Origin of the sequence: Chitinophaga ginsengisoli (assembly GCF_003014595.1) — a bacterium.
Lineage (GTDB): Bacteria > Bacteroidota > Bacteroidia > Chitinophagales > Chitinophagaceae > Chitinophaga > Chitinophaga ginsengisoli.
This window is the reverse complement of sequence record NZ_PYGK01000003.1, coordinates 21,053-45,906: the sequence shown is the minus strand read 5'-3', so window position 1 is coordinate 45,906 and position 24,854 is coordinate 21,053. Positions and strand designations below refer to the sequence as shown.

The 24,854-nt window shown below is 46.6% G+C and carries 19 protein-coding genes; 15 read left to right on the top strand and 4 right to left on the bottom strand.

What is annotated here, in order from left to right; genetic code table 11:
• Positions 1-37 precede the first annotated feature (37 nt).
• From CLV42_RS08050 to CLV42_RS08030, 5 genes are all read left to right on the top strand, one after another.
• The gene (locus CLV42_RS08050; protein ID WP_106601404.1) at positions 38-1,132 is read left to right on the top strand and encodes a Nif3-like dinuclear metal center hexameric protein; all 1,095 of its coding nucleotides are present in this window, start codon (positions 38-40) and stop codon (positions 1,130-1,132) included.
• A gap of 8 nt (positions 1,133-1,140) precedes the next feature.
• On the top strand, positions 1,141-1,893 hold the full coding sequence (locus CLV42_RS08045; RefSeq protein ID WP_106601403.1) for a zinc ribbon domain-containing protein: 753 nt from the start codon (positions 1,141-1,143) through the stop codon (positions 1,891-1,893).
• Positions 1,894-2,037: 144 nt separating this feature from the next.
• Positions 2,038-3,525, top strand: a complete 1,488-nt coding sequence (locus CLV42_RS08040) for a tetratricopeptide repeat protein (protein WP_106601402.1) — start codon at positions 2,038-2,040, stop codon at positions 3,523-3,525.
• 88 nt (positions 3,526-3,613) lie between these two features.
• Positions 3,614-5,266, top strand: a complete 1,653-nt coding sequence (gene recN / locus CLV42_RS08035; RefSeq protein WP_106601921.1) for a DNA repair protein RecN — start codon at positions 3,614-3,616, stop codon at positions 5,264-5,266.
• Between the two features lie 81 nt (positions 5,267-5,347).
• Complete coding sequence (locus CLV42_RS08030; RefSeq protein WP_106601401.1) at positions 5,348-6,160, top strand: enoyl-ACP reductase FabI; 813 nt, start codon at positions 5,348-5,350, stop codon at positions 6,158-6,160.
• Positions 6,161-6,733: 573 nt separating this feature from the next.
• On the opposite strand, the gene CLV42_RS08025 is transcribed toward CLV42_RS08030, so the two are convergent.
• A complete protein-coding gene (locus tag CLV42_RS08025) occupies positions 6,734-6,955 on the bottom strand; it encodes a DUF2795 domain-containing protein (protein ID WP_012794455.1) in 222 nt (73 codons plus the stop codon).
• 99 nt (positions 6,956-7,054) lie between these two features.
• On the opposite strand from CLV42_RS08025, the gene CLV42_RS08020 reads away from it, so the two are divergent.
• Positions 7,055-7,717, top strand: a complete 663-nt coding sequence (locus CLV42_RS08020; protein WP_106601400.1) for an ABC transporter ATP-binding protein — start codon at positions 7,055-7,057, stop codon at positions 7,715-7,717.
• 179 nt (positions 7,718-7,896) lie between these two features.
• Here CLV42_RS08020 and CLV42_RS08015 read toward each other — a convergent pair whose 3' ends face one another.
• From CLV42_RS08015 to gatC, 3 genes are read right to left on the bottom strand one after another with little or no spacing between them, the layout of a single operon-like run.
• Entirely contained in the window at positions 7,897-8,460 is a 564-nt protein-coding gene (locus tag CLV42_RS08015; protein ID WP_106601399.1) for a cob(I)yrinic acid a,c-diamide adenosyltransferase, read from the bottom strand.
• Between the two features lie 11 nt (positions 8,461-8,471).
• Positions 8,472-9,197 carry an ABC transporter ATP-binding protein gene (locus CLV42_RS08010; protein ID WP_106601398.1) on the bottom strand — a complete coding sequence of 242 codons (726 nt, stop codon included), beginning with the start codon at positions 9,195-9,197 and terminating at the stop codon, positions 8,472-8,474.
• Positions 9,198-9,224: 27 nt separating this feature from the next.
• Positions 9,225-9,515 (bottom strand): Asp-tRNA(Asn)/Glu-tRNA(Gln) amidotransferase subunit GatC, encoded by a 291-nt coding sequence (gene gatC / locus CLV42_RS08005; RefSeq protein ID WP_106601397.1) that lies wholly within the window; start codon positions 9,513-9,515, stop codon positions 9,225-9,227.
• A 107-nt stretch (positions 9,516-9,622) separates the two neighbouring features.
• Between gatC and trpS the strand changes: the two genes are divergently transcribed.
• From trpS to CLV42_RS07960, 9 genes are all read left to right on the top strand, one after another.
• Positions 9,623-10,627, top strand: a complete 1,005-nt coding sequence (gene trpS, locus CLV42_RS08000) for a tryptophan--tRNA ligase (protein WP_106601920.1) — start codon at positions 9,623-9,625, stop codon at positions 10,625-10,627.
• Positions 10,628-10,771: 144 nt separating this feature from the next.
• A complete protein-coding gene (locus tag CLV42_RS07995; protein WP_106601396.1) occupies positions 10,772-11,407 on the top strand; it encodes a deoxynucleoside kinase in 636 nt (211 codons plus the stop codon).
• A gap of 147 nt (positions 11,408-11,554) precedes the next feature.
• Complete coding sequence (locus CLV42_RS07990; RefSeq protein WP_146154337.1) at positions 11,555-12,373, top strand: hypothetical protein; 819 nt, start codon at positions 11,555-11,557, stop codon at positions 12,371-12,373.
• A complete protein-coding gene (locus tag CLV42_RS07985) occupies positions 12,349-14,397 on the top strand; it encodes a ComEA family DNA-binding protein (protein ID WP_106601394.1) in 2,049 nt (682 codons plus the stop codon). Before CLV42_RS07990 ends, CLV42_RS07985 begins: the two co-directional genes overlap by 25 nt.
• 458 nt (positions 14,398-14,855) lie before the next feature.
• Positions 14,856-18,047 (top strand): SusC/RagA family TonB-linked outer membrane protein, encoded by a 3,192-nt coding sequence (locus CLV42_RS07980; protein ID WP_106601393.1) that lies wholly within the window; start codon positions 14,856-14,858, stop codon positions 18,045-18,047.
• A gap of 28 nt (positions 18,048-18,075) precedes the next feature.
• Positions 18,076-19,512: a SusD/RagB family nutrient-binding outer membrane lipoprotein gene (locus tag CLV42_RS07975; protein WP_106601392.1), complete on the top strand. Its 1,437-nt coding sequence runs from the start codon at positions 18,076-18,078 to the stop codon at positions 19,510-19,512.
• A gap of 287 nt (positions 19,513-19,799) precedes the next feature.
• Positions 19,800-23,036, top strand: a complete 3,237-nt coding sequence (locus CLV42_RS07970; protein WP_106601391.1) for a SusC/RagA family TonB-linked outer membrane protein — start codon at positions 19,800-19,802, stop codon at positions 23,034-23,036.
• A 19-nt stretch (positions 23,037-23,055) separates the two neighbouring features.
• A complete protein-coding gene (locus CLV42_RS07965; RefSeq protein WP_170117435.1) occupies positions 23,056-24,396 on the top strand; it encodes a SusD/RagB family nutrient-binding outer membrane lipoprotein in 1,341 nt (446 codons plus the stop codon).
• A gap of 90 nt (positions 24,397-24,486) precedes the next feature.
• The gene (locus CLV42_RS07960; protein WP_089834682.1) at positions 24,487-24,801 is read left to right on the top strand and encodes a DUF3467 domain-containing protein; all 315 of its coding nucleotides are present in this window, start codon (positions 24,487-24,489) and stop codon (positions 24,799-24,801) included.
• Positions 24,802-24,854 lie beyond the last annotated feature (53 nt).

The following is a 24,854-nucleotide window of genomic DNA, read 5'->3' as shown; positions in this document are numbered from 1 at the left end:
TGATTTTGTGCAAAAGTAGGGGTAAATTACCGTCAATATGAAGATCAGGGATATTACCAATGCCATTGCGGCCTTTGCGCCTTTACAATACCAGGAAAGTTACGACAATGCCGGACTGCTCTTTGGCAACCCGGACTGGGAGGCCACCGGCGTATTACTGACGCTGGATGCTACCGAAGCCGTAATAGACGAGGCTATTGCCAGGAAATGTAACCTGGTGGTGGCCCATCATCCTATTGTTTTCGGGGGATTGAAAAAAATCAATGGTAATAACTATGTAGAGCGGGTGGCTATCAAGGCTATCAAGAACGATATTGCCGTTTATGCGGCGCATACCAACCTGGATAATGTAAGGAACGGGGTTTGTGAGATGATGGCCCGGAAGCTGGCCTTACAGCATTGCAGGGTACTGTCGCCCAAAAGAGAGCTGCTACGCAAACTCTATACATTTGTGCCACAGGCAGACGCAGAAAAGGTGCGTACTGCCCTCTTTGCAGCCGGCGCCGGACATATTGGCGCATACAGCGAGTGTAGTTATAGTGCGGAAGGAACAGGCACTTTTAATGGGGGAGAAGGCACCAATCCCTATGTGGGCAAGGCCGGAGAGCGACACCATGAAGCAGAAACAAAAGTAGAGGTGATATTTCCCGTATATTTGGAACAATATGTGATCAGAGCATTACTTGACAGCCATCCTTACGAAGAAGTGGCTTACGATGTGGTGAAACTGGAAAATGCCTATGCGGAAGTAGGTTCGGGACTGGTGGGAGAACTGAAAGAGCCGATGGATGAGGAAACCTTCCTGCGTTGGGTGAAACAGCAGTTCGATACAGGATGCGTGAGATATACACCACTCAGGGGAAAACCCGTTAAAAAGGTGGCCCTCTGCGGAGGAGCAGGTAGCTTCCTGCTGAAAAAGGCGATATCAGCAGGGGCAGATGCCTATATTTCAGCTGATTTTAAATATCATGAATTTTTTGACGCTGAAAATCAGATCGTTATAGCGGATGTAGGTCATTTCGAGAGTGAGCAGTTTACGGTTGAATTATTTTATCATATATTGACCGAAAAATTCCCTAATTTTGCGCCTCTTAAATCTACAATTCGTACAAATCCGGTAAATTACTTATAAAAACATACATGGCTACTGTAAAAGAATACTCCGTAGAAGAAAAATTGGCGTCTGTGCTTAGGCTACAGAAGATGGACTCCAGACTGGATGAGATCCAGGTGTTGAAGGGAGAGTTGCCAATGGAAGTAAAGGATCTGGAAGATGAGATTGAAGGACTGAACACCCGTCTGTCTCATGTAGAGGATGAAATCCGTGGCATCCAGGACTTTATTGCCAATAAGAAAGCGGCAATTAAAGAGTCAGAGGCCCTGATGAAGAAATACGAGAAGCAGCAGGATAACGTTAAGAATAACCGTGAATTTGAAGCCATCACCAAAGAGATCGAAATGCAGTCGCTGGAGATCAAACTGGCTGAGAAGCACATTAAAGACGCGAACGAAGAAGTAAAGGATAAGAGCCGCAACCTGGATAGTGCCAAGAAGCAGATCGCTGATAAAGAATCTAACCTGAAGCACAAGAAAGGTGAACTGGAAAAGATCATCGCTGAAACTGAGAAAGAAGAGAAAGGTTTCCGCAAACAGAGCGATGAAGCCCGTACCAAGGTAGAAGCCCGTTTACTGGCGGCTTATGAGAAGATCCGCACCAACTACCGTAACGGTCTGGCTGTGGTGACTATCTCCCGCGATTCCTGTGGTGGTTGCTTCAACGCTATTCCTCCTCAACGCCAGGCTGAGATCCGCCAGCGTAAGAAGATCATCGTTTGTGAGCATTGTGGCCGTATCCTGGTTGATAATGACCTGGACGCAACCGTGACTATCTAATAGTACGATATACCTTATTCAAATAGTATAGGAAAGTCCCGGCTTTTATGCCGGGACTTTTATATTCAGGCCCGAAGGAAATGTAAAATTTGGTTTGGAATTTGGTAGATAGGCCCGGAGTTAACAATCAGATATCTTTGTTTCATGCGCACATCATTCCTGCTGGCATTATTTTTAAGCATTTCGTTTTCGCTAACAGCACGACAAAAGGTTTTCGACTTCAATATCCGTTGTCAGCAAGCCTATGACGCCATCATGCAGTTGCGTCTTGACGCCGGTACAGCCCTGCTGGAAGAAGAGAAAAAGGCGCAACCGGATAACCTCATCCCATATTTCCTCGAAAACTATGTTGATTTCTTCCTCCTCTTCTTTAACGAAGACCCGGCATTGTATGCGCAGAGAAAGCCACTCAGGGCCGAACGCCTGGCCCGCATGGAAGAAGGTCCCACCAACTCTCCCTATTACCTCTACACACAGGCAGCTATCCGTTTCCAATGGGGAATGATCCGCCTGAAGTTCAGCGAACGCTGGGATGCCGTCTGGGATGTGCGCAAAGCATATATCCTGTTAAAAGATAATCAGAAAAAATTCCCCCAGTTCCTGCCAAATAATATGCTGACTGGTTCTATGCAGTCGGTGTTTGGCACTATTCCAGAAGGGTTACGCTGGATCTCCAATACGCTTGGGATGAAAGGAAGTATCCGTGAGGGCATGCAACAAGTGCAGCAGGTGATAGACAGCAATACAGAAGTGGCCAGGTTGTTCAGGGAAGAAGCCTGTTACTATTACTGCTATCTGAAACTATTCATAGAGAACAAACCGGAAGATGTATGGGGATTTATCCAGAAGTATAAGCTGGATACCAAAAATAACTACCTTTTTGCCCTGATGGTGGCCAATATCGCCATGAATAACCAGAAAGCCGCATTGGGCATTAAAGTGCTGACAGAACGGAATGACAGCGTACAGTATGAAGAGATACCGTACGTATATTATTTGTTGGGGCAATTGAAACTGTGCCGGCAGGATGAAGATGCGAATATCTATCTGCAGAAGTTCATAGACCGGTTTAAAGGAAAATTCTACCTCAAGGAAGGATTACAACGACTAAGCTGGTATTATTACCTGCATGGCAATATGGACGCGGCCAACAAATACCGCAGTATGATCCTTACCAGGGGGAATACGGAAACTGATGCAGACAAGCAGGCATTAAAAGACGCTAAAAGCGGTAAATGGCCGAACCCTTTATTGCTGAGGGCCCGTCTGCTGAGTGACGGGGGCTATTTCTCCGACGCACTGAAAATGTTGCAGGCAAAGAAAGCGGCCGATTTCGGATCAATGGAAGAAAAGCTGGAATATGCCTACCGCCTGGGCCGCATCTATGATGAAATGGGGCAGGACGATAATGCCATCATTATGTATGACGCAACGGTGCGTACAGGCGCCAATAGGCCGGAATACTTTGCGGCCAGGGCTTCCCTGCAGATGGGGTATATCTATGAAAAAAGGAACGACAAGGCCAAAGCGCAGCAATGCTACCAGGCCTGCCTGGATATGAAAGGCCATGACTATAAAAATTCACTCGATCAGCGGGCAAAAGCGGGCTTACAGCGTTTAAATGGTGGTTGAACCTGTCACTACGCAGATACAGTTCGTAATATGTGTATTAATTTGCGGAATAATCCAATGTGATATATTCGTATTTCCAATACTCCTTATGCTACAGAAACTAACAATCAAGAATTACGCGATCATTGATCACCTGGAGGTGGATTTCTCCGGTAACCTGAATGTCATTACAGGAGAAACAGGTGCTGGTAAGTCGATCGTGCTGGGTGCGTTGTCATTAATATTGGGAGAACGGGCAGACCCGGGAATGCTGCTTGACAAAGAAGCAAAATGTGTGATAGAGGGGGCCTTTAAAATTAAAAAATCGCAGGTAGCAGCCTTCTTCCAGCAGTATGAGCTGGACATGGAGGAAGATCAGCTGCTTATCCGCCGGGAGATCAGTTCCGCCGGAAAGTCACGCGCATTTGTCAACGATACGCCTGTTAATCTGAACCAGCTGACAGAATTAAGCCAGTACCTGGTAGACCTCCATCAGCAGTTCGATACACTGGAACTGGAGAAATCCGATTTCCAGCGGGAAGTACTGGATGCACTGGTGAATCAGCCTGTCATGATGCAGCAATACCAGCAGCAGTTCCAGCGCTATTCCCAGGTACAGCGCCAGCTGAAGCAGCTGAAAGACCAGCGGGACAGTGCCAATAAGGAACTCGACTATAATAAATTCCTGCTGGATGAACTGGCGGATGCCGCATTTGCAGCTAATGAGATCGAGGAACTGGACGCGGAACTGAAAGTATTAAGCCATGCGGAAGAGATCCGTAACACGCTGAGCCGTGTATATTTCCAGCTGAATGAAGATGAACAGCCTATCCTCCAGCAGCTGAAACAGATACAGTCTTCCGTACAGGCGCTGGCTGCTTTCCATAAAGATGCCCCGGCGGTAGCACAAAGACTACAGTCGGCTTATGTGGAACTCCAGGATATTTCGTCAGAAATAGGCCATATGAACGACCAGGTGCAGTTTGATGGGGCACGTATAGAACTGGTGAATGAACGGCTGTCAACAGGCTATAAACTGCTGAAAAAGCATGGTGTGCAAACAACAACAGAACTGTTACAGATCCAGGAGCAGCTGAGCAACAAGGTAGAGGGCGCACTGAACCTGGACGAAAAGCTGGCAGCGCTGGAAACAGAACTGGAAATATTGCGGGCAGACCTGCAACAGCAGGCCGATACGATCACGGCTGCACGTGTGAGCGCTGCAGCACCTTTCGAAGAAAAGGTGAACGCCCTGCTGGCACAGGTAGGTATGCCAAATGCCCGCCTGAAAGCGTCCATCGCCCAGGGAGGCCTGAATCCTTACGGACAGGATACAATTGAATTCCTTTTCGACGCCAATAAAAGCGGACAGTTTGCACCTATCAGGAAGGTAGCTTCCGGTGGTGAGCTGAGCAGGCTGATGTTGTGTATCAAATCGCTGGTAGCCCAGTCGGTAGCCCTGCCAACACTGATATTCGATGAAATTGATACCGGTATCTCCGGAGAAGCGGCCCGTCAGGTCAGCTTTATCATGGAAGATATGGCGCGTGGTCACCAGATCATCTGCATCACCCACCAGCCGCAGATCGCAGGGAAGGCGGACCACCACTATTTTGTGTTTAAGGATGCCCGTGATGGTAAAATAACCACTAACGTGAGACTGCTGACAAGGGAGGAACGCATCAATAAAATAGCCCAGATGCTGAGTGGGGAGAAGCCAACGGCAGCAGCACTGGAAAATGCAAGGGAGCTGGTGAAATAGCTAATCAATTGACCGCTTTTCAATTAATCTTTTTTTTTCAACTATAACAGCTATTTTTGCCGAAATTAATTTTTGAACCCAATGGCTCATAACTTATTAAAAGGAAAAAAAGGTATCATATTTGGTGCGTTGGACGAGAAGTCTATGGCTTGGAGCACAGCATTACGCTGTGTGGAAGAAGGCGCCGAAATTGTGCTGACCAATGCTCCCATCGCATTACGTATGGGAGAGATCAACAAACTGGCTGAACTGTGTAAGGCTCCTGTTATACCCGCTGATGTTACCAATATGGATGATCTGAAAAACCTTTTCACTAAATCCATGGAGCATTTTGGCGGCAAAATAGATTTCGTACTGCACTCTGTGGGTATGAGTATCAATATGCGTAAAGGCAAACCTTACACCGACCTGGATTACGATTTCTCTCATAAAACATTCGATATTTCAGCTATGTCCCTGCACCGCGTACTGCAGACTGCATACCAGCTGGATGCTTTGAATGAATGGGCTTCCGTAGTAGCGCTGACCTACATCGCAGCGCAGAGAGTGTTCCCTGACTACAGCGAAATGGCAGATGCCAAATCCATGCTGGAATCAGTAGCACGCAGCTTCGGTTACCACTATGGTTTCAAGAAGAAAGTACGTGTGAACACGATCTCTCAGTCTCCAACCAAAACAACTGCCGGTAGCGGTGTGAAAGGTTTCGATGGTTTCATGAGCTATGCAGAGAAAATGAGCCCGCTGGGTAACGCTTCTGCTCAACAGTGTGCTGATTACTGCGTGGCAATGTTCTCTGACCTGACCAAAATGGTAACGATGCAGAACCTGTTCCATGATGGTGGTTTCTCATTTACCGGTGTATCCGCAGAGGTAATTGAGCAGATGGAAAAATAATTACATCGTATCGTATCAACATAATTTAAAAGCCGTGAAAGAGATGATCCTCTTTTACGGCTTTTATTATTTTATAATAAACGTCATTAACAAACCATAATAGGACTCCTTTAGGAGTCCATTTGTTTGTAGCGCGGGGTTTTAACCCCGGGGATCCGTGTGTGCGGGGTTTTAACCCCGGGAATCCGTGTATGCGGGGTTTTCAACCCCGGGATCCGTGTATGCGGGCCCCCGATGCCTGCGCATGATCAACCCCGGGAATCCAATAACGTACCCGCCCACATGTCGTTTGAGACATAACAATACATCAATCACGCGGCGTTTCCGCCCCAGCGAATGACACGTACATCATCTCACGTTATTTATGACATGAAAACATACCCGGTTTCAAACGGGTAAAGGGAAGATAATTTGGGGCATACAACGCCTGTTCACTCCGTGCTTTTTCAACTGACCAGGTATAGTATAATTTGATCAGGATATAAAAAAAGCCGTTCCTCCTAAGAAAAGGAACGGCTAAACTTTTTAAGCATAGGCGAATTGCTGAGGCAACAATAATGGAAAATAATCCGTCTAATACTCATCCTCGTTGAAGAAAAAGTCGTCTTGCGACGGGTAATCAGACCAAATATCTTCTATTCCCTCATAAATTTCCCCCTCGTCCTCCAGTTCCTGCAGATTCTCAATCACTTCAATCGGTGCACCGGAGCGGATGGCGTAATCTATTAATTCGTCTTTCGTAGCTGGCCATGGAGCATCCTCCAGGTATGAAGCTAATTCTAAGGTCCAGTACATGTTATCGAAATTTTTACTTTCTGAATTTTCGCAAAAGTATTATTTAATTTGAAATAAACAACTATTACTATTTTAAAGGTTAATTACTTTTCTTTGAGTATGCTAACCGCACGCAATCTTACCAAAAATTATTCCAACTTACACGTCCTGAAAGGTGTAAGTATTTCCGTATCCAAAGGAGAGATCGTTACTATCGTGGGGTCTTCCGGTGCAGGCAAAAGTACGCTTTTGCATATACTCGGTACGCTGGACACCCCAAGTTCCGGAGAAATCTGGTTGAATAACGTTAACCTGGGACTGCTGAAAGGGAACGCACTGGCTGATTTCAGGAACAAACATATGGGTTTCATCTTTCAGTTTCACCACCTTTTACCGGAGTTCACTGCATTAGAAAACGTCTGTATCCCCGGGTATATTGCAGGCAGCCGCAAGGCGCAGGTAAAAGAAAGGGCAGCCTTTCTGCTGGAAACCCTGGGCCTTTCCAACAGGTTGGAACACAAGCCGAACCAGTTATCCGGAGGAGAGCAGCAGCGCGTAGCGGTAGCCAGGGCCTTGATTAACCAGCCGGATATTGTCATGGCGGACGAACCTACCGGGAACCTGGACTCTAAAAATGCCAGGGAACTGCATCAATTATTCATCGAACTCAGGGATAAATTCCAACAAACCTTTATCATTGTTACCCACAACGAAGAGCTTGCTCCTATGAGCGACAGGCAATTGGTCATGAAGGATGGGGGGATAGTGGGGGAGTTAGTGTAACCTTCAAGTCCACCCTTACGTCTGGTATGCGTCTGGTATACTTCGGGTATAAAGCATATCTGGAGGCAAACATCAAACATCATAACAAACCATAATAGGATTCCGCTGGGAATCCTATTATGGTTTGTAGCCTGGGGTGCAACCCCGGGATCCGTATGCAGGGTACAACCCCGGGAACCTCACATCCTCGCCTTCCAGGGTATTTCCGCCACCTGGAGCTGATGTCCCGCCCAGCGGGCTAATACGAACAAATAATCGCTCAGCCGGTTCATATATTGCAACACCAGCGGTTCGATGAACTGCTGCTGTTCCTGCAGTCCCACACAGAGGCGTTCTGCCCGCCTGCATACACAACGGGCAATATGGCAGGTAGATACGGCAACATGGCCGCCGGGGATAATGAACGACTTCATTTCCGGCAGCACCTCATTCATTTGATCTATACTATTTTCCAGTAATGTAATATCCGCCGCCTGGAGGTCGGGAATACGCATTTTGGTATCCTTTTCAGGATCACATGCCAGGGAGGAACCGATCGTGAACAGACGGTCCTGTATTTCCCGTAATAAGGCTACTGTGTCGCCGTAGGCAGACAGGTAGTCGCTTACCAGGCCAATATAGGAATTGAGCTCGTCTACGGTACCGTAGGCGTCTATGCGAAGGTTACTTTTAGGCACTTTGGTGCCTCCGATCAGCGCGGTTTTGCCCTGATCGCCTGTTTTGGTGTAGATCTTAAATGACATCAGTGAGTTGTTTACTGATTGGATTTTACGGCGTGAGCGAGTAGTTCTTCATTTAGCCTGTCAGATTCTATCAGGCCGTCACGCAGGCGCACTACACGGCGGGCGTGGGCGGCGATATCCTCCTCATGGGTGACGAGTACGACGGTGTTGCCGGAGGCATGTATCGTTCCGAATATCTCCATGATCTCAATGGAGGTTTTGGTATCGAGGTTACCCGTAGGTTCATCCGCCAGTATCAGGGAAGGATCATTGACCAGGGCACGGGCGATAGCCACACGCTGACACTGACCACCGGAAAGTTCATTGGGTTTGTGTTTGTAACGCTGTCCCAGACCTACTTTTTCCAGCATAGCCCGGGCCTTGTCCTCCCGTTCCTTTTTGGAGATACCGGCATAGATCAGCGGAACGGCTACGTTTTCCAGCGCGCTGAGACGCGGCATCAGGTTAAACTGCTGGAATACGAACCCGATCTCTTTATTGCGCACCCTTGCCAGGGCATCATCTTCCATTGTGCTCACATCATGACCACTTAGGATATACCGGCCGCTGGTAGGCGTGTCAAGACAGCCCAGCATATTCATGAGCGTGGATTTGCCGGAGCCTGAAGGGCCCATCAGCGCTACATATTCATTCTTAAAAATGTCCAGGTCTATACCTTTCAGTACGGGCAGTTCATTTTTACCAATGAAGTAGCTTTTACGGATGTGTTCCAAATGGATGACAGAATGTGGGCGCATAGATTTATAGCATTAACAAGGTTGATTCTATTTCTTGATAACTTTCGGTACCTGGAAATATTGGTCGTTGGCAGCAGGGGCGTTCTTTAAACCTTCTTCCCGGGTTATGGAAGGAACTACAGTATCTTCTCTAAGCACGTTTCTGTCTGCCGTCAGGTGTAATAATGGTTTCACGTGAGTGGTGTCCAGCTCATTCAGTTTCTCCACGAAGGTGATCATCCGCTGCAGATCTCCCTGAATCTCCTTTTTCTCCTGTTCGCTGAATTCGAGCCTTGCCAGGTCTGCCAGTTGTTGTACCAGCATCGCATTCACTTCCATAAATCAAATTAAATGAAAAAATAATAATTATCGGATATGTCCGCGTTAAAGTTACCTTAAATAGTCGATAGTCCATAATGGGCAAATTCCTTATTTTGCACCCCATTATGGCTACATCAAAAGAAATAGTGGTGAGCGGCATCCGCTCTACCGGGTATTTACACTTAGGCAATTATTTTGGCGCTATCCGCAACTACATCAGGATGCAGGAAACATTTAACTGTTATTTCTTTGTAGCTGACTGGCATTCCCTTACCACCCATCCTGATCCTAAAGACCTGCGCGCCAATGTTTTTCGCGTGCTGGCAGAAAATATTGCGTCTGGTCTGGACCCTGAAAAGGTAGCCCTGTACGTACAGAGCGATGTGCCTGAAATCGCAGAATTATACCTGTTACTCAATATGATGGCTTATAAGGGAGAACTTGAAAGAGTGCCTACCTTTAAAGATAAAGTACGCCTGCAGCCGGATAATGTGAACGCCGGCCTGCTAACTTATCCTGTACTGATGAGTGCAGATATACTCATTCACCGTGCTGTGAAAGTACCGGTGGGTAAAGACCAGGAACAACACCTGGAAATGGCCCGTAATTACGCACAACGTTTCAACGAGCGCTATGGCGAGTTGTTCCCGGAACCGGTAGCATTCAACTTTGGAGATGACCTGGTGAAAATACCAAGCCTGGATGGCAGTGGAAAAATGAGTAAGAGCGAAAACCAGATGGCAACCCTGTACCTCGCCGATACAGATGACCTGATCCGTAAAAAACTGTCGAAGGCAAAAACCGATAGTGGCCCTGCTGAACCAGGTGCGCCCATGTCGGAAGCTGTTACTAATCTTTTCCTGCTGATGGAACAGGTAAGTACCCCGGATGTGATCAAACATTTCCGCGATACCTACGATAATCAGACTATCCGTTACGGGGATATGAAAAAGCAACTGGGAGATGACATGGTGAACTTCATCGCTCCCATCAGAGAGAAAGCGCTCGCGTTACAGAACGATCCAGCTTACCTGAACCGTATCATGAAAGAAGGTGCAGAAAAGGCAAGGGAAAGTGCGGCACAAACTTTGCAACAAGCGAGGAAACTCATTGGAATTCACTATTATTAATCACTCGTTATATTGCCATGTTGGCAATGGTGGCAAGTTTTTTCAGTTGATAACCAAATAATTTGTAAATTTTAGGTTAGTCAACTAACAACTTGCTGCCACCAGCTGGCTGCAATTGAAGGATTAGTGACCCCTGATACTATCATGGCAAAACAAAGCAAGATCAAACACATCGCTATAGCCGGAAACATTGGCGCCGGAAAAACCACACTGACTGAGCTGCTGTCTAAACACTATAAATGGGTGGCCCAGTTTGAAGATGTTGAGCATAATCCCTACCTCAATGATTTTTATGAAGATATGCCACGCTGGTCGTTCAACCTGCAGGTATACTTCCTGCACGGCCGTCTGAAACAATTACTCGACATACAGAACGGCAATGAAATCGTGATACAGGATCGTACCATCTATGAAGATGCACACATCTTTGCGCCCAACCTGTATGAAATGGGACTGATGACCAAACGTGATTTCGATAACTACTTCAACTTCTTCGAAACACTGAAGTCGATGGTGAAACCGCCTGACCTGCTCATCTATCTGCGTGCATCCGTGCCTACACTGGTAGCACAGATCCAGAAAAGAGGAAGAGAATACGAAGAAAATATCCGCCTGGATTATCTGAAAAGGCTCAACGAATATTATAATAACTGGATAGAAAAATATTCGGAAGGACCGCTGCTGATCATAGATATCGACAAGAATAAATTCCCGGAAAGTGAAGAAGATCTGGGAGAGATCATATCGAAAATAGACTCAACATTGTATGGTCTGTTCTGATCATTATGATGATAGTTTTTTTAATAAAGATTAATTTCCTAATATTGTCTCCTCACACATGTGAGGAGATTTTTGTTTGTTAACACGTTGACCCGCACTACATAACATCCCCCCTGAAAGACTAACTAATCCAACCATTTGAAGCAAATGAAAAAAATCATTGCGACCATCGTCTGCACCATGTGCACGGCAGCTATCTGCGCGCAACTTGTATGGCTGTCTGTCGATAAACAGCCCTTTGCCGGCACTTACAGCCGGAACTTCCAGCAGTTACTGACTGCATTACAAAACCAGGCGGCACTTGCCTATATACCTGTTGTGACGGCAGGTGTAAGCACGGAACGGCGTTTCCTGTTAAAGGCCATCAGCACACATGCTGCCGCACTGGCAGTACCTGTCAGGCATGGCGCATTTGGATTGCATTTACAGCAATCCGGGTATACTGATTACAGGCGACAGGCCATTGGTTTTTCCTATGGCAGGACCTTAGGCGACCGGTTCAGCATAGGCATGCAGGCAGATTATCTGTCAGAGATCATTCCGCAGTATACAACAACTGCTACGGTTGTTTTTGAATTAGGATGCCTTATGCATCTTACGTCACAATTACACATGGGATTACATGTATTTAATCCCACCGCAGGTAACACGCAAAGCCTGGGTAAAAATAAGGTGCCTGCTATTTACAGCGTGGGCCTCGGATATGAAGTAAGTGCCAACTTTCTGCTGAGTACAGCAGTCACGCAGGAAACAGATGCAGCAACACTTGCCAAAGTGATGTGCGAGTACCGCATTATAAAGCAATTGTCCCTGCAGCTGGGCATGTCTACTGATCCGCAGCTGAATAGTATGGCTATCGGTATTTCATTGCGACTGCTGTATATACAGCTTTCCGTGAGTCATCATCCGCAATTAGGTCTCACTCCGGCAACCGCGATCGTATGGCAATTAAAGCAGCGGCAATGAGGGTATTAGTGGTAATGGTCATTAAGGTCGCGCTACTCTTCTTGCTGCTTCTGCACAAAAACAGCTGTGCACAGCAGCCCGAGCCTGACCTGAATGCAGTGGCAGAAAGTCAGTTGGAAGGATATACAGCCAATACAGATCAGATACCGGAGGATGACGGTCACTGGCAACAACTACAGGGATATATGCGGCGGAAAATCGACCTGAATACAGCTGATGCGACAATCCTGCAATCACTGGGAATCTTGTCTCCCCTGCAGATCCGCCAGTTCCTGGCCTACCGGCAGCAATTGGGCAAACTGGTCAGCCTTTATGAATTGCAGGCCGTACCAGGCTGGGACGAGCAACTGATCAGTAGTATACTACCTTATGTACGCGCAGGCAATGATCTGGAGCCGCAGCATACGCTTAAAGACTATCTGAAAAAGGGAGATCATACCCTGCTTTTCCGCTATGGCCGGCAACTGGAAACCAGCAGGGGATACTTGCATACTGACACCACACCTGCACATTACCTGGGTAGCCCTGACAGACTGCTATTGCGTTACCGGTATAATTTCCCGCGGTATATAAGCTGGGGAGTGGTCATGGAGAAAGACGCGGGAGAAGCCTTTTTCAGAGGAGCGCAGAGAGGCGGCTTTGACTTTTATAGTGTACACCTGTTTGTAAAACAATATAAATGCATCCGGGCACTGGCCCTGGGCGACTTTACCGTGAATATGGGCCAGGGGCTGCTGAACTGGCAATCCCTGGCCTTCGGAAAAGGCGCAGCCATTATGCAGGTAGAAAGGGAGGGAGAGCTGTTGAAACCCTACGCCTCAGCGGGAGAATATAATTTTTACCGTGGTGCAGGTCTCACACTGGCACTGGGAAAATGGGAAGGAACCGCTTTTGTATCTTCCAGGATGCTGGATGGCAGTACCACAGAAAACAGCGGTTATCACCGGTCTTTGACAGAACTGGCTAAACGGCACACGTTGGAACAATTTACAACAGGCTGCAACCTGACTATTAAAGGGCGTGACTGGAAGGCTGGGCTGAATATGATACAACACCAGTTCTCCCGGCCAGTGCAAAAAGGGGGGACTCCCTACCAGCTTTTTGCGTTTGAAGGTAAAACGCTGACTGGGGTAAGTGCAGACTATGAAGTCAGCTGGAATGGTCTGCACTTCTTCGGTGAAGGGGCGATGAGCGGCAATGGAAAAACAGCCTGTATCGGCGGACTGCTGGCCAGTGTCACTGCTAATGTGGATATGGTGCTGCTGTACCGCAACTACAACAGGGCTTACCACTCGCTTTATGCAGATGCCTGGGGTGAGTTTTACAGACCTGTCAATGAAAACGGCATCTATACAGGCATTAGCCTGAAGGTGAACTCCCATCTGAAGATAAACGCCTACGCTGACCAGTTCCGGTTTCCCTGGTTGCAATACCGTTCATCGGCGCCCGGTGGAGGCAGGGACCTGCTGGCAGCACTGACCTATACACCCGACAAACAGACGGAGGTCTTTCTCAGGTACAATTACACAGTCAAACAGCAGGATGGGAAAGAGGATGTATCCTTTCTTCCACCGCCTGTACAGGTAGACCATCAGAGCTGGCGCCTGCAGGTAAAACTGGCAACGAAAAAGGGCATGACACTGAAAAACAGGGTTGAGCTGAGCCGGCGCAGGGAAGAGGGTAGGATGCAGCGGGGCTTCCTCCTGTTCCAGGAAGTGCTGTACCAGTGTGCCCGCTGGCCGCTGCAACTGTACATACGTTACACGGTGTTTACAGCAGGAGAAGCAGAAAGTATGTACACCGTTACTTCAGGTATGTTGTATGAATATGGGGTTTCCCGGCTATCAGGAGAGGGACAGCAGTACCAGTGCCGCATACGTTGGAAATTCAGGAAAGGGCTGATAGGCTGGATACGCTATCAGCAAACAGTGTATGCGCAGGTAACCAGTATCGGAAGCGGGTGGGATGAAGTGAAGGGTCATAAGACAGGTTTTATATACTGTCAATTGCAATACTTATTCTAATAGACGCAATCAATGTTAAATTTTATTCGATAGAAAGCTGTAAAATATAGACGTACATATATGGTTTTTTTTCTCTCTTAAAAAAAGGTTAAATTTTTCTTGGTACAGAGAGAAAAAAAACTCTAAATTGTGGGTCTCAACCAAAATCTAAATCGTAATATGAAAGGGGTCGGAATCTCTTTGTTCTGTCTTACTGCAAGTTATACAACAATGTCAACCTGTGCTCGACGGTATCCTATTTCCGTTGGTAAGATGGAAGAGTTTATTTCCGTACCACAAACAACCATCCAGGTTCTTGCCGCCTTCACCCCGGATGGTTATTTCAACAACAAATTTTTTAGTAAACATAAAGTGGTTTTTGCAAGTTAGGGGCTTGTACAGGTAACGCTATGCCAATTACTTACTACAGGCCTTGGGACTGATTATTTTTTTTATTGTCAATTAAATCTAAATCGTTTATGAAGAAAAGAGCATTACTCTTTCTCAACGTGCTTATGGTGAGCGCTACGCTGACGTATGCTCAACAACGTCAGGTTTCGGGGAAGGTCACCGGCGCAGATGGGTTACCTATACCATTCGCTACAATTCAAGTCAAAGGAACAAATACGGGAACCACTTCAGACCAGGATGGAAATTTCAAACTGAATGTAAATGGCAGCAATGCAGTGCTGATTGTTAGAAGTGTGGGCTATGTAGCGCAGGATATTGCTGTTGGTGGAAATGCAAGCCTGACTATATCACTAAAAAATGACGATCAGAGCCTTCAGGAGGTTGTAGTAACCGCCCTGAACGTGAAAAGAAATAAAAATGAACTTCCTTACTCAGCCCAGATCGTAAATGCAGAAGAGCTGAACAGGACCAGAGATGCAAACGTGGTAACTTCCCTGTCTGGTAAAGTATCCGGTCTGGAAATCCGCAAAAACAATACCCTGGGTGGTTCTACCAATATCGTACTGCGCGGCGCCAAATCACTGACTGGTAATAACCAGGCATTGTTCGTTGTGGATGGTGTGCCCGTGGATAACTCAAACACAAACAGTAAAGACCAGCGTACAGGTCGTTCTGGTTACGACTATGGTAACGCTGCTGCGGATGTCAACCCTGATGATATCGCTTCTGTGAGCGTACTGAAAGGTGCAGCTGCTACCGCGCTGTATGGTTCACGTGCTGCGAACGGTGTTGTGATGATCACTACCAAAAAAGGTAACCGTGGTCTGAATGTTACTGTGAACAGCGGCGTTAACATTGGTAAAGTAGATAAAAGTACTTTCGTAAAATATCAGAAAGACTATGGTGCTGGTTACGGCGACTACTGGTCTGAAGAAGATATCGATGGCGATGGTACTGTCGACAAGATCGTGAATACCGTAGATGACGCTTCTTACGGTCCTAAATTCGATCCAAACCTGCTGGTGTACCATTGGGATTCCTTCTATGAAGGTTCTCCAAATTATGGTAAGAAAAGGCCTTATGTAGCAGCTGCAAATGATGCTACCCATTTCTTCAAAACTGCAATCGGAACCAGCAACAGTGCTGTGATCGATGGTGGTAGCGATAAAGGCAACTTTAAACTGGGATACACCAAGAGCGTTGACCAGGGTATCATGCCGAACAGCCGTATCGGTAAAGACCTGATCAACTTCAGTTCTTCTTACAACCTGACTTCCAGACTGACTGCCAGTGCAGCAGTAAATACTTCCCTGATCAAGGGCGAGGGCCGTTACGGTACTGGTTATGATTCTAAAAACCTGATGACTAACTTCAGGCAGTGGTGGGAAACCAACACCGACGTGAAAGATCAGGAAGCTGCTTATAAAAAGGAGATGAGAAACATCACCTGGAACCAGCAGTATCCTGGTAGCCTTGCTCCTGCATATTGGGATAACCCATACTGGACAAGATACGAGAACTATGAGAACGATCACCGTACACGTAACTTCGGTAACATCGCATTGAACTACAATGTGACCGACTGGTTAAATGTACTGGGCCGTGTGTCTTTGGATACTTATAATGAAATGCAGGAAGAAAGAATCGCAGTAGGTTCAATCGATGTGTCTCAGTACCAGAGATATGAACATACTTTCAGTGAGTATAACTACGACCTGATGCTGAATTTCAATAAGAATATCTCTGAAAACCTGACCTTCAAAGGTATTCTCGGTGGTAACGTCAGAAGAACAACGAACAACTCCATCCTTTCTAAAACAAATGGTGGTTTGCTCATTCCTCGTCTGTATGCACTGCTGAACACTGCAAACCCAATGGAAGCGCCAACTGAGATCGCTACACTTGAAGAAGTGGACGGTATATTCGGTTCTGCTAACCTGGGTTACAAAGAATTATTATTCCTGGATCTCTCTTTGAGAAGAGATCAGTCTTCTACCTTGCCTAAAGGTAATAACAGCTACTACTATCCTGCGGCTTCATTAGGTTTTGTATTCTCAAAACTGATGCCTCAGGCTACATGGCTGTCAAGCGGTAAAGTAAGGGTGAACTACGCGCAGGTAGGTAACTCAGCTCCCGCATTATACACCAAAAATTACTATCAGGTGTTAACAGGTATCGACGGTAATCCGCTGGCATCTGTTGATGGTACCAAATACAATCCTAACCTGAAATCAGAGCGTACAAAGAGCTTTGAAGCAGGTCTGGAAATGTCCTTTCTGCAGAACCGCCTCGGTTTTGACGCGACCTACTACAGACTGAATACTGTAGACCAGATCGTGCCACTGCCGGTATCTACTGCTACTGGTTTCGACTACAAAGTGATCAACGCTGGTGATATCCAGAACCAGGGTATTGAGTTGTCAGTTTTCGGTACACCGGTAAGAACGAAAGACTTCTCCTGGAACGTTAACGTGAACTGGTCACGCAACCGTAACAAGGTGAAATCTTTACCAGGTATCAGTACACTGCAGCTCGCGAGCTTCCCTGGTAACATTACCGTTAACGCTTCTGTAGGTAAACCTTATGGTACTATCATTGGTACAGACTACGTGTACAATGACAAAGGTCAGAAGCTGGTTGAGGATGGATACTACCAGATCTCTCCAACTTCCAACAACATCATCGGTAACGCAAATCCTGACTGGATCGGCGGTATCACCAACACACTGAAATACAAAAATTTATCCCTGAGCTTCCTGGTTGACGTTCGTAAAGGCGGCGATCTGTTCTCTCTGGATATGTACTATGGCCTGGCAACAGGTATCCTGCCAGAAACAGTGGGTAAAAACGACCTGGGTAACGAGTCAAGAGCTCCGCTGACCAACGATAGCAAATCCGGTGGTATCATTGTACCTGGTGTAACTGCTGATGGTAAACCTAACACTACCAGGATCGCAAACGAATACGGAACATACGGTTACGTATCCAATCCTGATAAAGCATTCGTATACGACGCAAGTTATGTGAAACTGCGTGAGGTATCATTGACCTACTCACTGCCTGCTTCTATCACCAAACGTATGGCGCCTTTCAAAGGTATCGACTTCTCCCTGATCGGTAGAAACCTCTGGATCATCCACAAGAACCTGCCTTATGCAGATCCTGATGATGCTATCAGCTCCGGTAACTACCAGGGTTATATCGGTGGTAGCTATCCTTCTACAAGAACGTTCGGTGCTAACGTAAGATTCAGGTTCTAGTAGGTGAATTAAACTCAAAAAAAGTAAAATGAAAAAGATATTCTTATACGCATCACTCTCTATAGCAGGTATGGTTTCGACAGTATCCTGCACCAAAGACCTCACTTCACTTAACAATGATGTGAAAAAACCAGAGGTAGTAGCTGCTTCTGCACTGTATGCGAGTGCGACCAAAGAACTGGCTGACCTGTTGACCAGTACAAGTGTGAATCTGAACGTGTACAGATTGATCGTACAACAATGGACAGAAAACACCTACCTGGATGAGTCTAACTACAACCTGATCAAAAGGAGTATTCCTGATGCGGTGTGGAGCGCGCTCTATACAGACGTATTGAAAGATCTGAAAGAAGCGAAGAAAGTAGTAACAGCTGATGCATCCATCAGCGCTGCTACTAAAAAGAACCAGCTGGCACAGATCGAGATCATGTCAATTTTCGCTACATCAGTAGCTGTAAATACATTTGGTAATATACCTTACAGCAAAGCGCTGGATGACGAAAACCTGTTCCCGGTGTATGAAGATGGTCTGACTATCTACAACGACCTGCTTACCCGCCTGGATGCAGCGCTGACATCTTTTGATGCAAGTGCAGACGGTTTTGGCGGAGCTAATATGCTGTTCCCTGGCGATGAGATCAATAGCTGGATCAAATTTGGCAACTCCCTGAAATTCAGATTAGGTATGACCCTGGTGGACGTAGCGCCTGATAAGGCAGCAGCTGCTGTTACCGCGGCAGACCCTAAGGCTTTCAACACCCAGGGTGAATACGCAAGGTTCCCTTATTCAACCGTTCCGCCAAACACCAACCCACTGTGGGAAGACCTGGTACAGAGCGGTCGTCATGACTTCAACGCTACCACGCTGATGATCGATCAGCTGAAAGCACTGAATGATCCAAGGATCGGTCAGTTCTTCACTACCATTAACGGTCAGTTTGTAGGATTAAAATATGGTACCAAAGGTTCTTACGTAGCCTACTCTCACCCCGGCGATAAACTGGAAAGAAAAGATCTGCCAGGCGTATTTATCGATTATTCCGAAATAGAGTTCTTACGTGCAGAAGCGATCGAAAGAGGCCTCTTGACAGGTGTCGCTGCAACGCATTATAACAACGCTGTTACTAACTCTATCGTTTTCTGGGGTGGTACAGCTGCTGAAGCAACCACTTACCTGGCTCAGCCTTCTGTTGCCTATGCAACTGCTGCCGGTACTTACAAACAGAAGATTGGTTTACAGAAATGGCTTGCCCTGTACAATCGCGGTTTCGATGCATGGGTAGAAGCAAGAAGACTTGATTACCCGGTATTCGTACCTGGTCCTACTGCAAGAAGTGCATGGCCTGTACGATTCACCTATCCGGTTTCCGAACAGAACCTGAACAAAGCTAATTACGACAAAGCTGCGAAAGATCTGGGTGGCGATGGTGACAAAGTAACAACAAAGATCTTCTGGGATAAATAATATCAATATCCGGGAGATACTAAGAAAACAGTAACTGCATAAGATTAGAATTGATAACAAGGTCCTCCTCAATTTACTTTGAGGAGGACCTTTTTTGTTAATCCACTGAACCCTGCCCCCGCATTTTTGTTATACAGGAGAAACCATTGTAAATCAATCAACAGAAAAACTAAGATTGGATTTTAACTAAACGCAAAATTCGTTAAACGGCATACCCGGTTTTAAACTCTTTTTGGCATTGTTTTATTCACGCACCTCTCCGGTGTAAAAAATAAATCCGAACCGTTATGTTTAAACATTTACTCTGCTTGTTAATTCTTATTTGCTTAACGACAGGACTTTACGCACAGCAACGTGAAGTAACTGGTAAGGTGACAGGAACCGATGGTGTGCCTGTACCTTACGCTACCGTACAGATTAAAGGTACCAACAAGGGTACCACTGCCGACCAGAATGGTAACTTCCATTTAACAGTGGACGGCAATAATAATGTGCTCCAAATCAGAAGCGTGGGTTTTACGCTTAAAGAAGTTCCTGTGGGCTCAGCCGCTACTTTTGACATTACCCTGACACAGGACAACAAAAACCTACAGGAAGTAGTAGTTACCGGTATAGGTATCAAACGTGAGAAAAAAGCGTTGGGATATGCTGTACAGGACGTAAAAGGTGACGATCTTGTAAGGGCCAGCCAGGGTGATGCACTCAGGGCCCTGTCTGGTAAAGTGGCCGGTATGCAGGTAATTGGTTCCGGAGGAACTCCAGGGGCGGCCACCTTTATAAAACTCAGAGGTACGAACTCCCTGACCGGTAATAACCAGCCCCTCTTCGTCATTGATGGTATCCCGGTAGATAACTCACAAAACTACTCCGGTGATCCTGCCGATGCTACAAACAACCTTTTGCAGGGGGCTACCAATACTAACCGTGGCGCGGATATCAATCCGGACGACATCGAAAGTATTTCCGTGCTGAAAGGTCCCGCCGCCGCCGCGATTTATGGTATTGACGCTGCGAATGGCGCCATTATCATTACTACTAAAAAAGGTAAGGCTGGTAAGGTTAGTGTAGATTTCAGTACGGGCATCTCCTTTGACAGGGTGAACAGGTTGCCAAAGATCCAGAAACAATTCTCGAAAGGTACAGGTGGCAAACTGGCGCCATTCAGTTCAACTACCCGCTATTCCTGGGGCGCAAATATTGACACCCTGTTCTGGACAGGTGTCCCCAATGAATCTGATTTCCATGGTGATGTGGTAGGTGCATCCAACCCCAACGCCAATATTAAATTCGTGCCTTATGATAATACCAAGGATTTCTGGAGAACAGCTGTTACTTATAATAATAGCCTGTCATTTACAGGTGGAACAGAGGCGGCTACTTACCGCATGTCCGTCTCCCATAACTACCAGAACTCCATTGTGCCATTACAGTATCAGCAACGTACTGCTATTGCACTGGCCGGACAGTTGAAAATTTCTGAAAAGATCAGGACATCAGCTAACCTTAATTTCAATGTTACCAACGGCGCCATGCCACAAAATGGTAGTAACCTGTCTGGTATCATGCTGGGGTTAACCAGAACGCCTGTAACTTTTGATAACTCAAACGGTGGACTGGCTGCTGATGATCCCCGGACTTATCTGTTATCCAACGGGTTACCGCGTTCTTACCGGAACGGTATATACGATAACCCTTACTGGACTATCAATAAGAACCCTTACACGACTGCAGTGAACCGTATCATAGGAAGCCTGCAGGTGGACTATGATTTTATAAAAGACTTCACACTCACTTATCGCATTGGTACGGACATATATAGTGACAACCGTCACCAGTATTACGAAATACAATCCGGCGCCTATAATGGCGGTCGTCTGTATGACGACAGGTACACTTATAAAAGTGTGAACTCAGACGCGATCCTGACCTATAACAAACAGGTGTCCAAAGATTTCAGGGTAAACCTCAGGGTGGGTAATAACCTATACTCACGTAAATTGGATGAGCTGTATGTACAGGGCGACGGTCTGACCTCTCCGGGATATGATAATATCAGTAATGCCACTGTGCAGAAATCATATAACTATGTCACTCCTTACAGGAGGATATCGTTTTATTTTGATGCTAACTTCGACTATCAATCCATGTTGTTCCTCGAATTGACGGGGCGTAATGACTGGTCATCCACCCTGCCAGCAGGTAACAACAGCTTCTTCTATCCATCAGCCAGCTTAGGTTTTGTATTTACAGAGCTCGGCGCCCTGAAAGGAGGAAAGGTGCTCAGCTTTGGTAAGATCAGGTTTTCAGTTGCCCAGGTGGGTAAAGATCCAGGTTCTTTCCTGACAAAATCTTTCTCAGTGCCGACCACGTATCCCGATGGCTACACTACAGGTGTTTCCTTCCCGTATGATGGAAAAGGCAGTTTCTCACTGAACAACGTATTGGGCAACCCCAACCTGAAACCTGAAAAGACGCTCTCTTATGAAGCCGGCCTGCAATTACAGTTCTTCAATAACCGTTTTGGAATTGATGCGACCGGTTATCATACCAAGGGTACTGATCTGCTGGTAAGAGCTCCTATAGCAGGTTCTGCGGGATACCAGTATGTGAACCTGAATGCAGCGGCTATCAGGAATAATGGTCTGGAAATCACCCTGAGTGCCAAACCAATAGTTGGCAAGGCCTTTACCTGGGATATGTTTGTGAACTACAGCATGAACCGCAGTAAGGTACTGGCCCTGGCTCCGGGCATCAACCAGGTAACAGTGAACGGTTTTACCGGTACGGTGATAGCACACGTGCCGAATGAACCTGCTGGTATTATCTATGCTTATGGCTGGCAGCGGGACGCACAAGGTCGCATTGTTGTCAGTGATAACGCAGACGACTTCGGTTATCCTGTAGTCTCTACCGAACAGAAAAAGGTAGGTAACCCTAACCCGGTATTCCTGATGGGTATCGGTAATACTTTCAGCTACAAAGGATTCTCATTGTATACTCTGGTAGACTGGAAACATAAAGGCGACCTGTGGAATGGAACACGCGGGTCTCTTCAGGCTATTGGTACATCCTACTATACAATAAACAGGGGTGAGATGCACGTATTCCCGGGTGTATTGGGACATTTGAACGATGCAGGTCAGGTCGTGCATAATGAAGGTGGTGCCGAGAAACCTGGTGGAGGTGCAGTAAATACTACCTCAGTACCCCTGGATGAAGCCTGGTACCTTGGAAATGGTGGCGGTTTTGGTGCACAGACAGAGACATTTATAGATAATGCCTCTTTTGTGAAATTGCGTGAAGTGACTTTATCTTATGATTTTCCGACAGACAAGTTCAAGAACTCAAGATTTGTTAAAGGCGTTACTGTTAGCGGATTTGCCCGTAACATCATCATATGGACACCGTATAAGGGTATAGACCCGGAAACTAGCCTGACAGGGGCTACTAATGCACAGGGTATTGACTACTTCAACATACCCGGTACCTCCAGCTATGGCTTGAACTTTAAGTTTAAATTCTAACCCTTTAAAACGAATGACCATGTTACGGATTACTAAATATATACTGCCATTATTACTCCTGTTAGCCATCTCGCAGGGATGCAGGAAAGACTACTTCTATAATGGCATCAATGACGACCCCTCTCAGCTGAAGAATCCAACAGCATCGGCGCTGCTGCCAGGAGTGATCCTGCAGAGTGCTTATACCTGGGGGGGAGATGCTTCCCGCTTCCCGTCTATCTTTATGCAACAGGTAACTGGAGACGCTAACCAATCAGCCAACGCCAATGCGTATAATATCACGCCAGACGATGTGGATAACATGTGGTACGCCGGTTTTTATGGCGCTATTATGACGAATATTGATACGTTGATATCTGTTGCTACTGCCGCCGGACAAAAACACTACGCCGCAGTAGGTAAGATCCTGATGGCAAATGATCTCGGACAGGTAACTGACTTCTGGGGAGATGTTCCTTTTACAGAAGCCTTCAAAGGTCTGGCCAATACACAGCCCAAATATGACAATCAGCAGGCCATTTACACCGAGCTGCACCGCCTGCTCGATGAGGCGATTGCTGATCTTGTAGTGGATGATGGCGCTGCTTTCCAGCCAGGCTCCAATGATGATCTTTTATTTGAAGGGGATCTGGATAAATGGGTAAGGTTTGCACACTCACTGAAGGCGAAGTTTTACCTGCACACTATCAAAGTAGATAATACTGCGCTGACCAAAGCGCTGGCAGAAGCTGACAAGGGTTTCCATACCGGAGAAGCCGCTTTTATCAAATTTGTAGGTAGCTCTGCCACTACTACCCAGGCGCCCTGGTATCAGTTTAATACCCAGCGCGCCGATATTATCTTCACCGGCCACCTGAATGATATCATGAACGCCGCCGGCGATCCCCGGTATGCCGTGTATTTTGACCCTTCAGATAATACTGCACTGGGTCCATTATACGGTTCTGCCAACTCTCCGGTTTATTTCATGTCCTACGATGAGCTGAAGTTTTTAGAAGCAGAACTACAATTCCGGAGTGATAATATGACGGCGGCAGCCGCGGCCTATAATGAAGCGGTAAGGGCGAATCTCGTCAGGACCATCAACGATGCCAGCTACCTGACCGAAGTGGACAGGACAGCTGCTAATATTACGCTCAACGACATTATGACGCAGAAATACATCGCCCTGTTCCTCAGCCCTGAGGTGTGGACAGACTGGCGCAGGACCGGTTTGCCAGTGCTGACAGCTCCTGATGGAAATGTATTGGGAGGTCAGTTGCCAAGATCGCTGTTCTACCCCAGCAGTGAGGTACGCTACAATACCAATACACCTGCCAATACAAGGCTGACACGCCGCGTCTGGTGGGATGCACAATAAACCATATTACTTCCTTGTACCGACGTTTGAAAAAGAGACCTTTCATTTTAAGGTCTCTTTTTTACATTTGTACCGCAAAAGCAAAATAATATGGAAAATCAGCAGGAAGAACAGAATCAGCTTAATATTGAGTTGAGCGAGGAAATAGCAGAAGGTGTGTATGCCAACCTGGCTATCATCACCCATTCCAACGCAGAATTTGTAGTGGATTTTGTAAATGTGATGCCCGGATTACCTAAGGCTAAGGTAAAATCCCGTATCATACTGACTCCTCAGCATGCCAAGCGTTTCATGAGAGCCCTGGTGGACAATATCAAGAAATATGAATCTGTGCATGGGGCCATTCAGGACCAGGACCCTGTTTCCCTGCCCATGAACTTTGGCGGACCTACTGCACAGGCATAATCATTCTGAGAAACGCTGAACGGAAACCATACCCGAAACAGGATTTAAGCAAC

Excerpts from the sequence above, each read along its gene's own strand:
- CLV42_RS08050 (WP_106601404.1), top strand. The coding sequence starts at position 38 with ATGAAGATCAGGGATATTACCAATGCCATTGCGGCCTTTGCGCCTTTA.
- CLV42_RS08045 (WP_106601403.1), top strand. The coding sequence starts at position 1,141 with ATGGCTACTGTAAAAGAATACTCCGTAGAAGAAAAATTGGCGTCTGTG.
- CLV42_RS08040 (WP_106601402.1), top strand. The coding sequence starts at position 2,038 with ATGCGCACATCATTCCTGCTGGCATTATTTTTAAGCATTTCGTTTTCG.
- recN (WP_106601921.1), top strand. The coding sequence starts at position 3,614 with ATGCTACAGAAACTAACAATCAAGAATTACGCGATCATTGATCACCTG.
- CLV42_RS08030 (WP_106601401.1), top strand. The coding sequence starts at position 5,348 with ATGGCTCATAACTTATTAAAAGGAAAAAAAGGTATCATATTTGGTGCG.
- CLV42_RS08025 (WP_012794455.1), bottom strand. The coding sequence starts at position 6,955 with ATGTACTGGACCTTAGAATTAGCTTCATACCTGGAGGATGCTCCATGG.
- CLV42_RS08020 (WP_106601400.1), top strand. The coding sequence starts at position 7,055 with ATGCTAACCGCACGCAATCTTACCAAAAATTATTCCAACTTACACGTC.
- CLV42_RS08015 (WP_106601399.1), bottom strand. The coding sequence starts at position 8,460 with ATGTCATTTAAGATCTACACCAAAACAGGCGATCAGGGCAAAACCGCG.
- CLV42_RS08010 (WP_106601398.1), bottom strand. The coding sequence starts at position 9,197 with ATGCGCCCACATTCTGTCATCCATTTGGAACACATCCGTAAAAGCTAC.
- gatC (WP_106601397.1), bottom strand. The coding sequence starts at position 9,515 with ATGGAAGTGAATGCGATGCTGGTACAACAACTGGCAGACCTGGCAAGG.
- trpS (WP_106601920.1), top strand. The coding sequence starts at position 9,623 with ATGGCTACATCAAAAGAAATAGTGGTGAGCGGCATCCGCTCTACCGGG.
- CLV42_RS07995 (WP_106601396.1), top strand. The coding sequence starts at position 10,772 with ATGGCAAAACAAAGCAAGATCAAACACATCGCTATAGCCGGAAACATT.
- CLV42_RS07990 (WP_146154337.1), top strand. The coding sequence starts at position 11,555 with ATGAAAAAAATCATTGCGACCATCGTCTGCACCATGTGCACGGCAGCT.
- CLV42_RS07985 (WP_106601394.1), top strand. The coding sequence starts at position 12,349 with ATGGCAATTAAAGCAGCGGCAATGAGGGTATTAGTGGTAATGGTCATT.
- CLV42_RS07980 (WP_106601393.1), top strand. The coding sequence starts at position 14,856 with ATGAAGAAAAGAGCATTACTCTTTCTCAACGTGCTTATGGTGAGCGCT.
- CLV42_RS07975 (WP_106601392.1), top strand. The coding sequence starts at position 18,076 with ATGAAAAAGATATTCTTATACGCATCACTCTCTATAGCAGGTATGGTT.
- CLV42_RS07970 (WP_106601391.1), top strand. The coding sequence starts at position 19,800 with ATGTTTAAACATTTACTCTGCTTGTTAATTCTTATTTGCTTAACGACA.
- CLV42_RS07965 (WP_170117435.1), top strand. The coding sequence starts at position 23,056 with ATGTTACGGATTACTAAATATATACTGCCATTATTACTCCTGTTAGCC.
- CLV42_RS07960 (WP_089834682.1), top strand. The coding sequence starts at position 24,487 with ATGGAAAATCAGCAGGAAGAACAGAATCAGCTTAATATTGAGTTGAGC.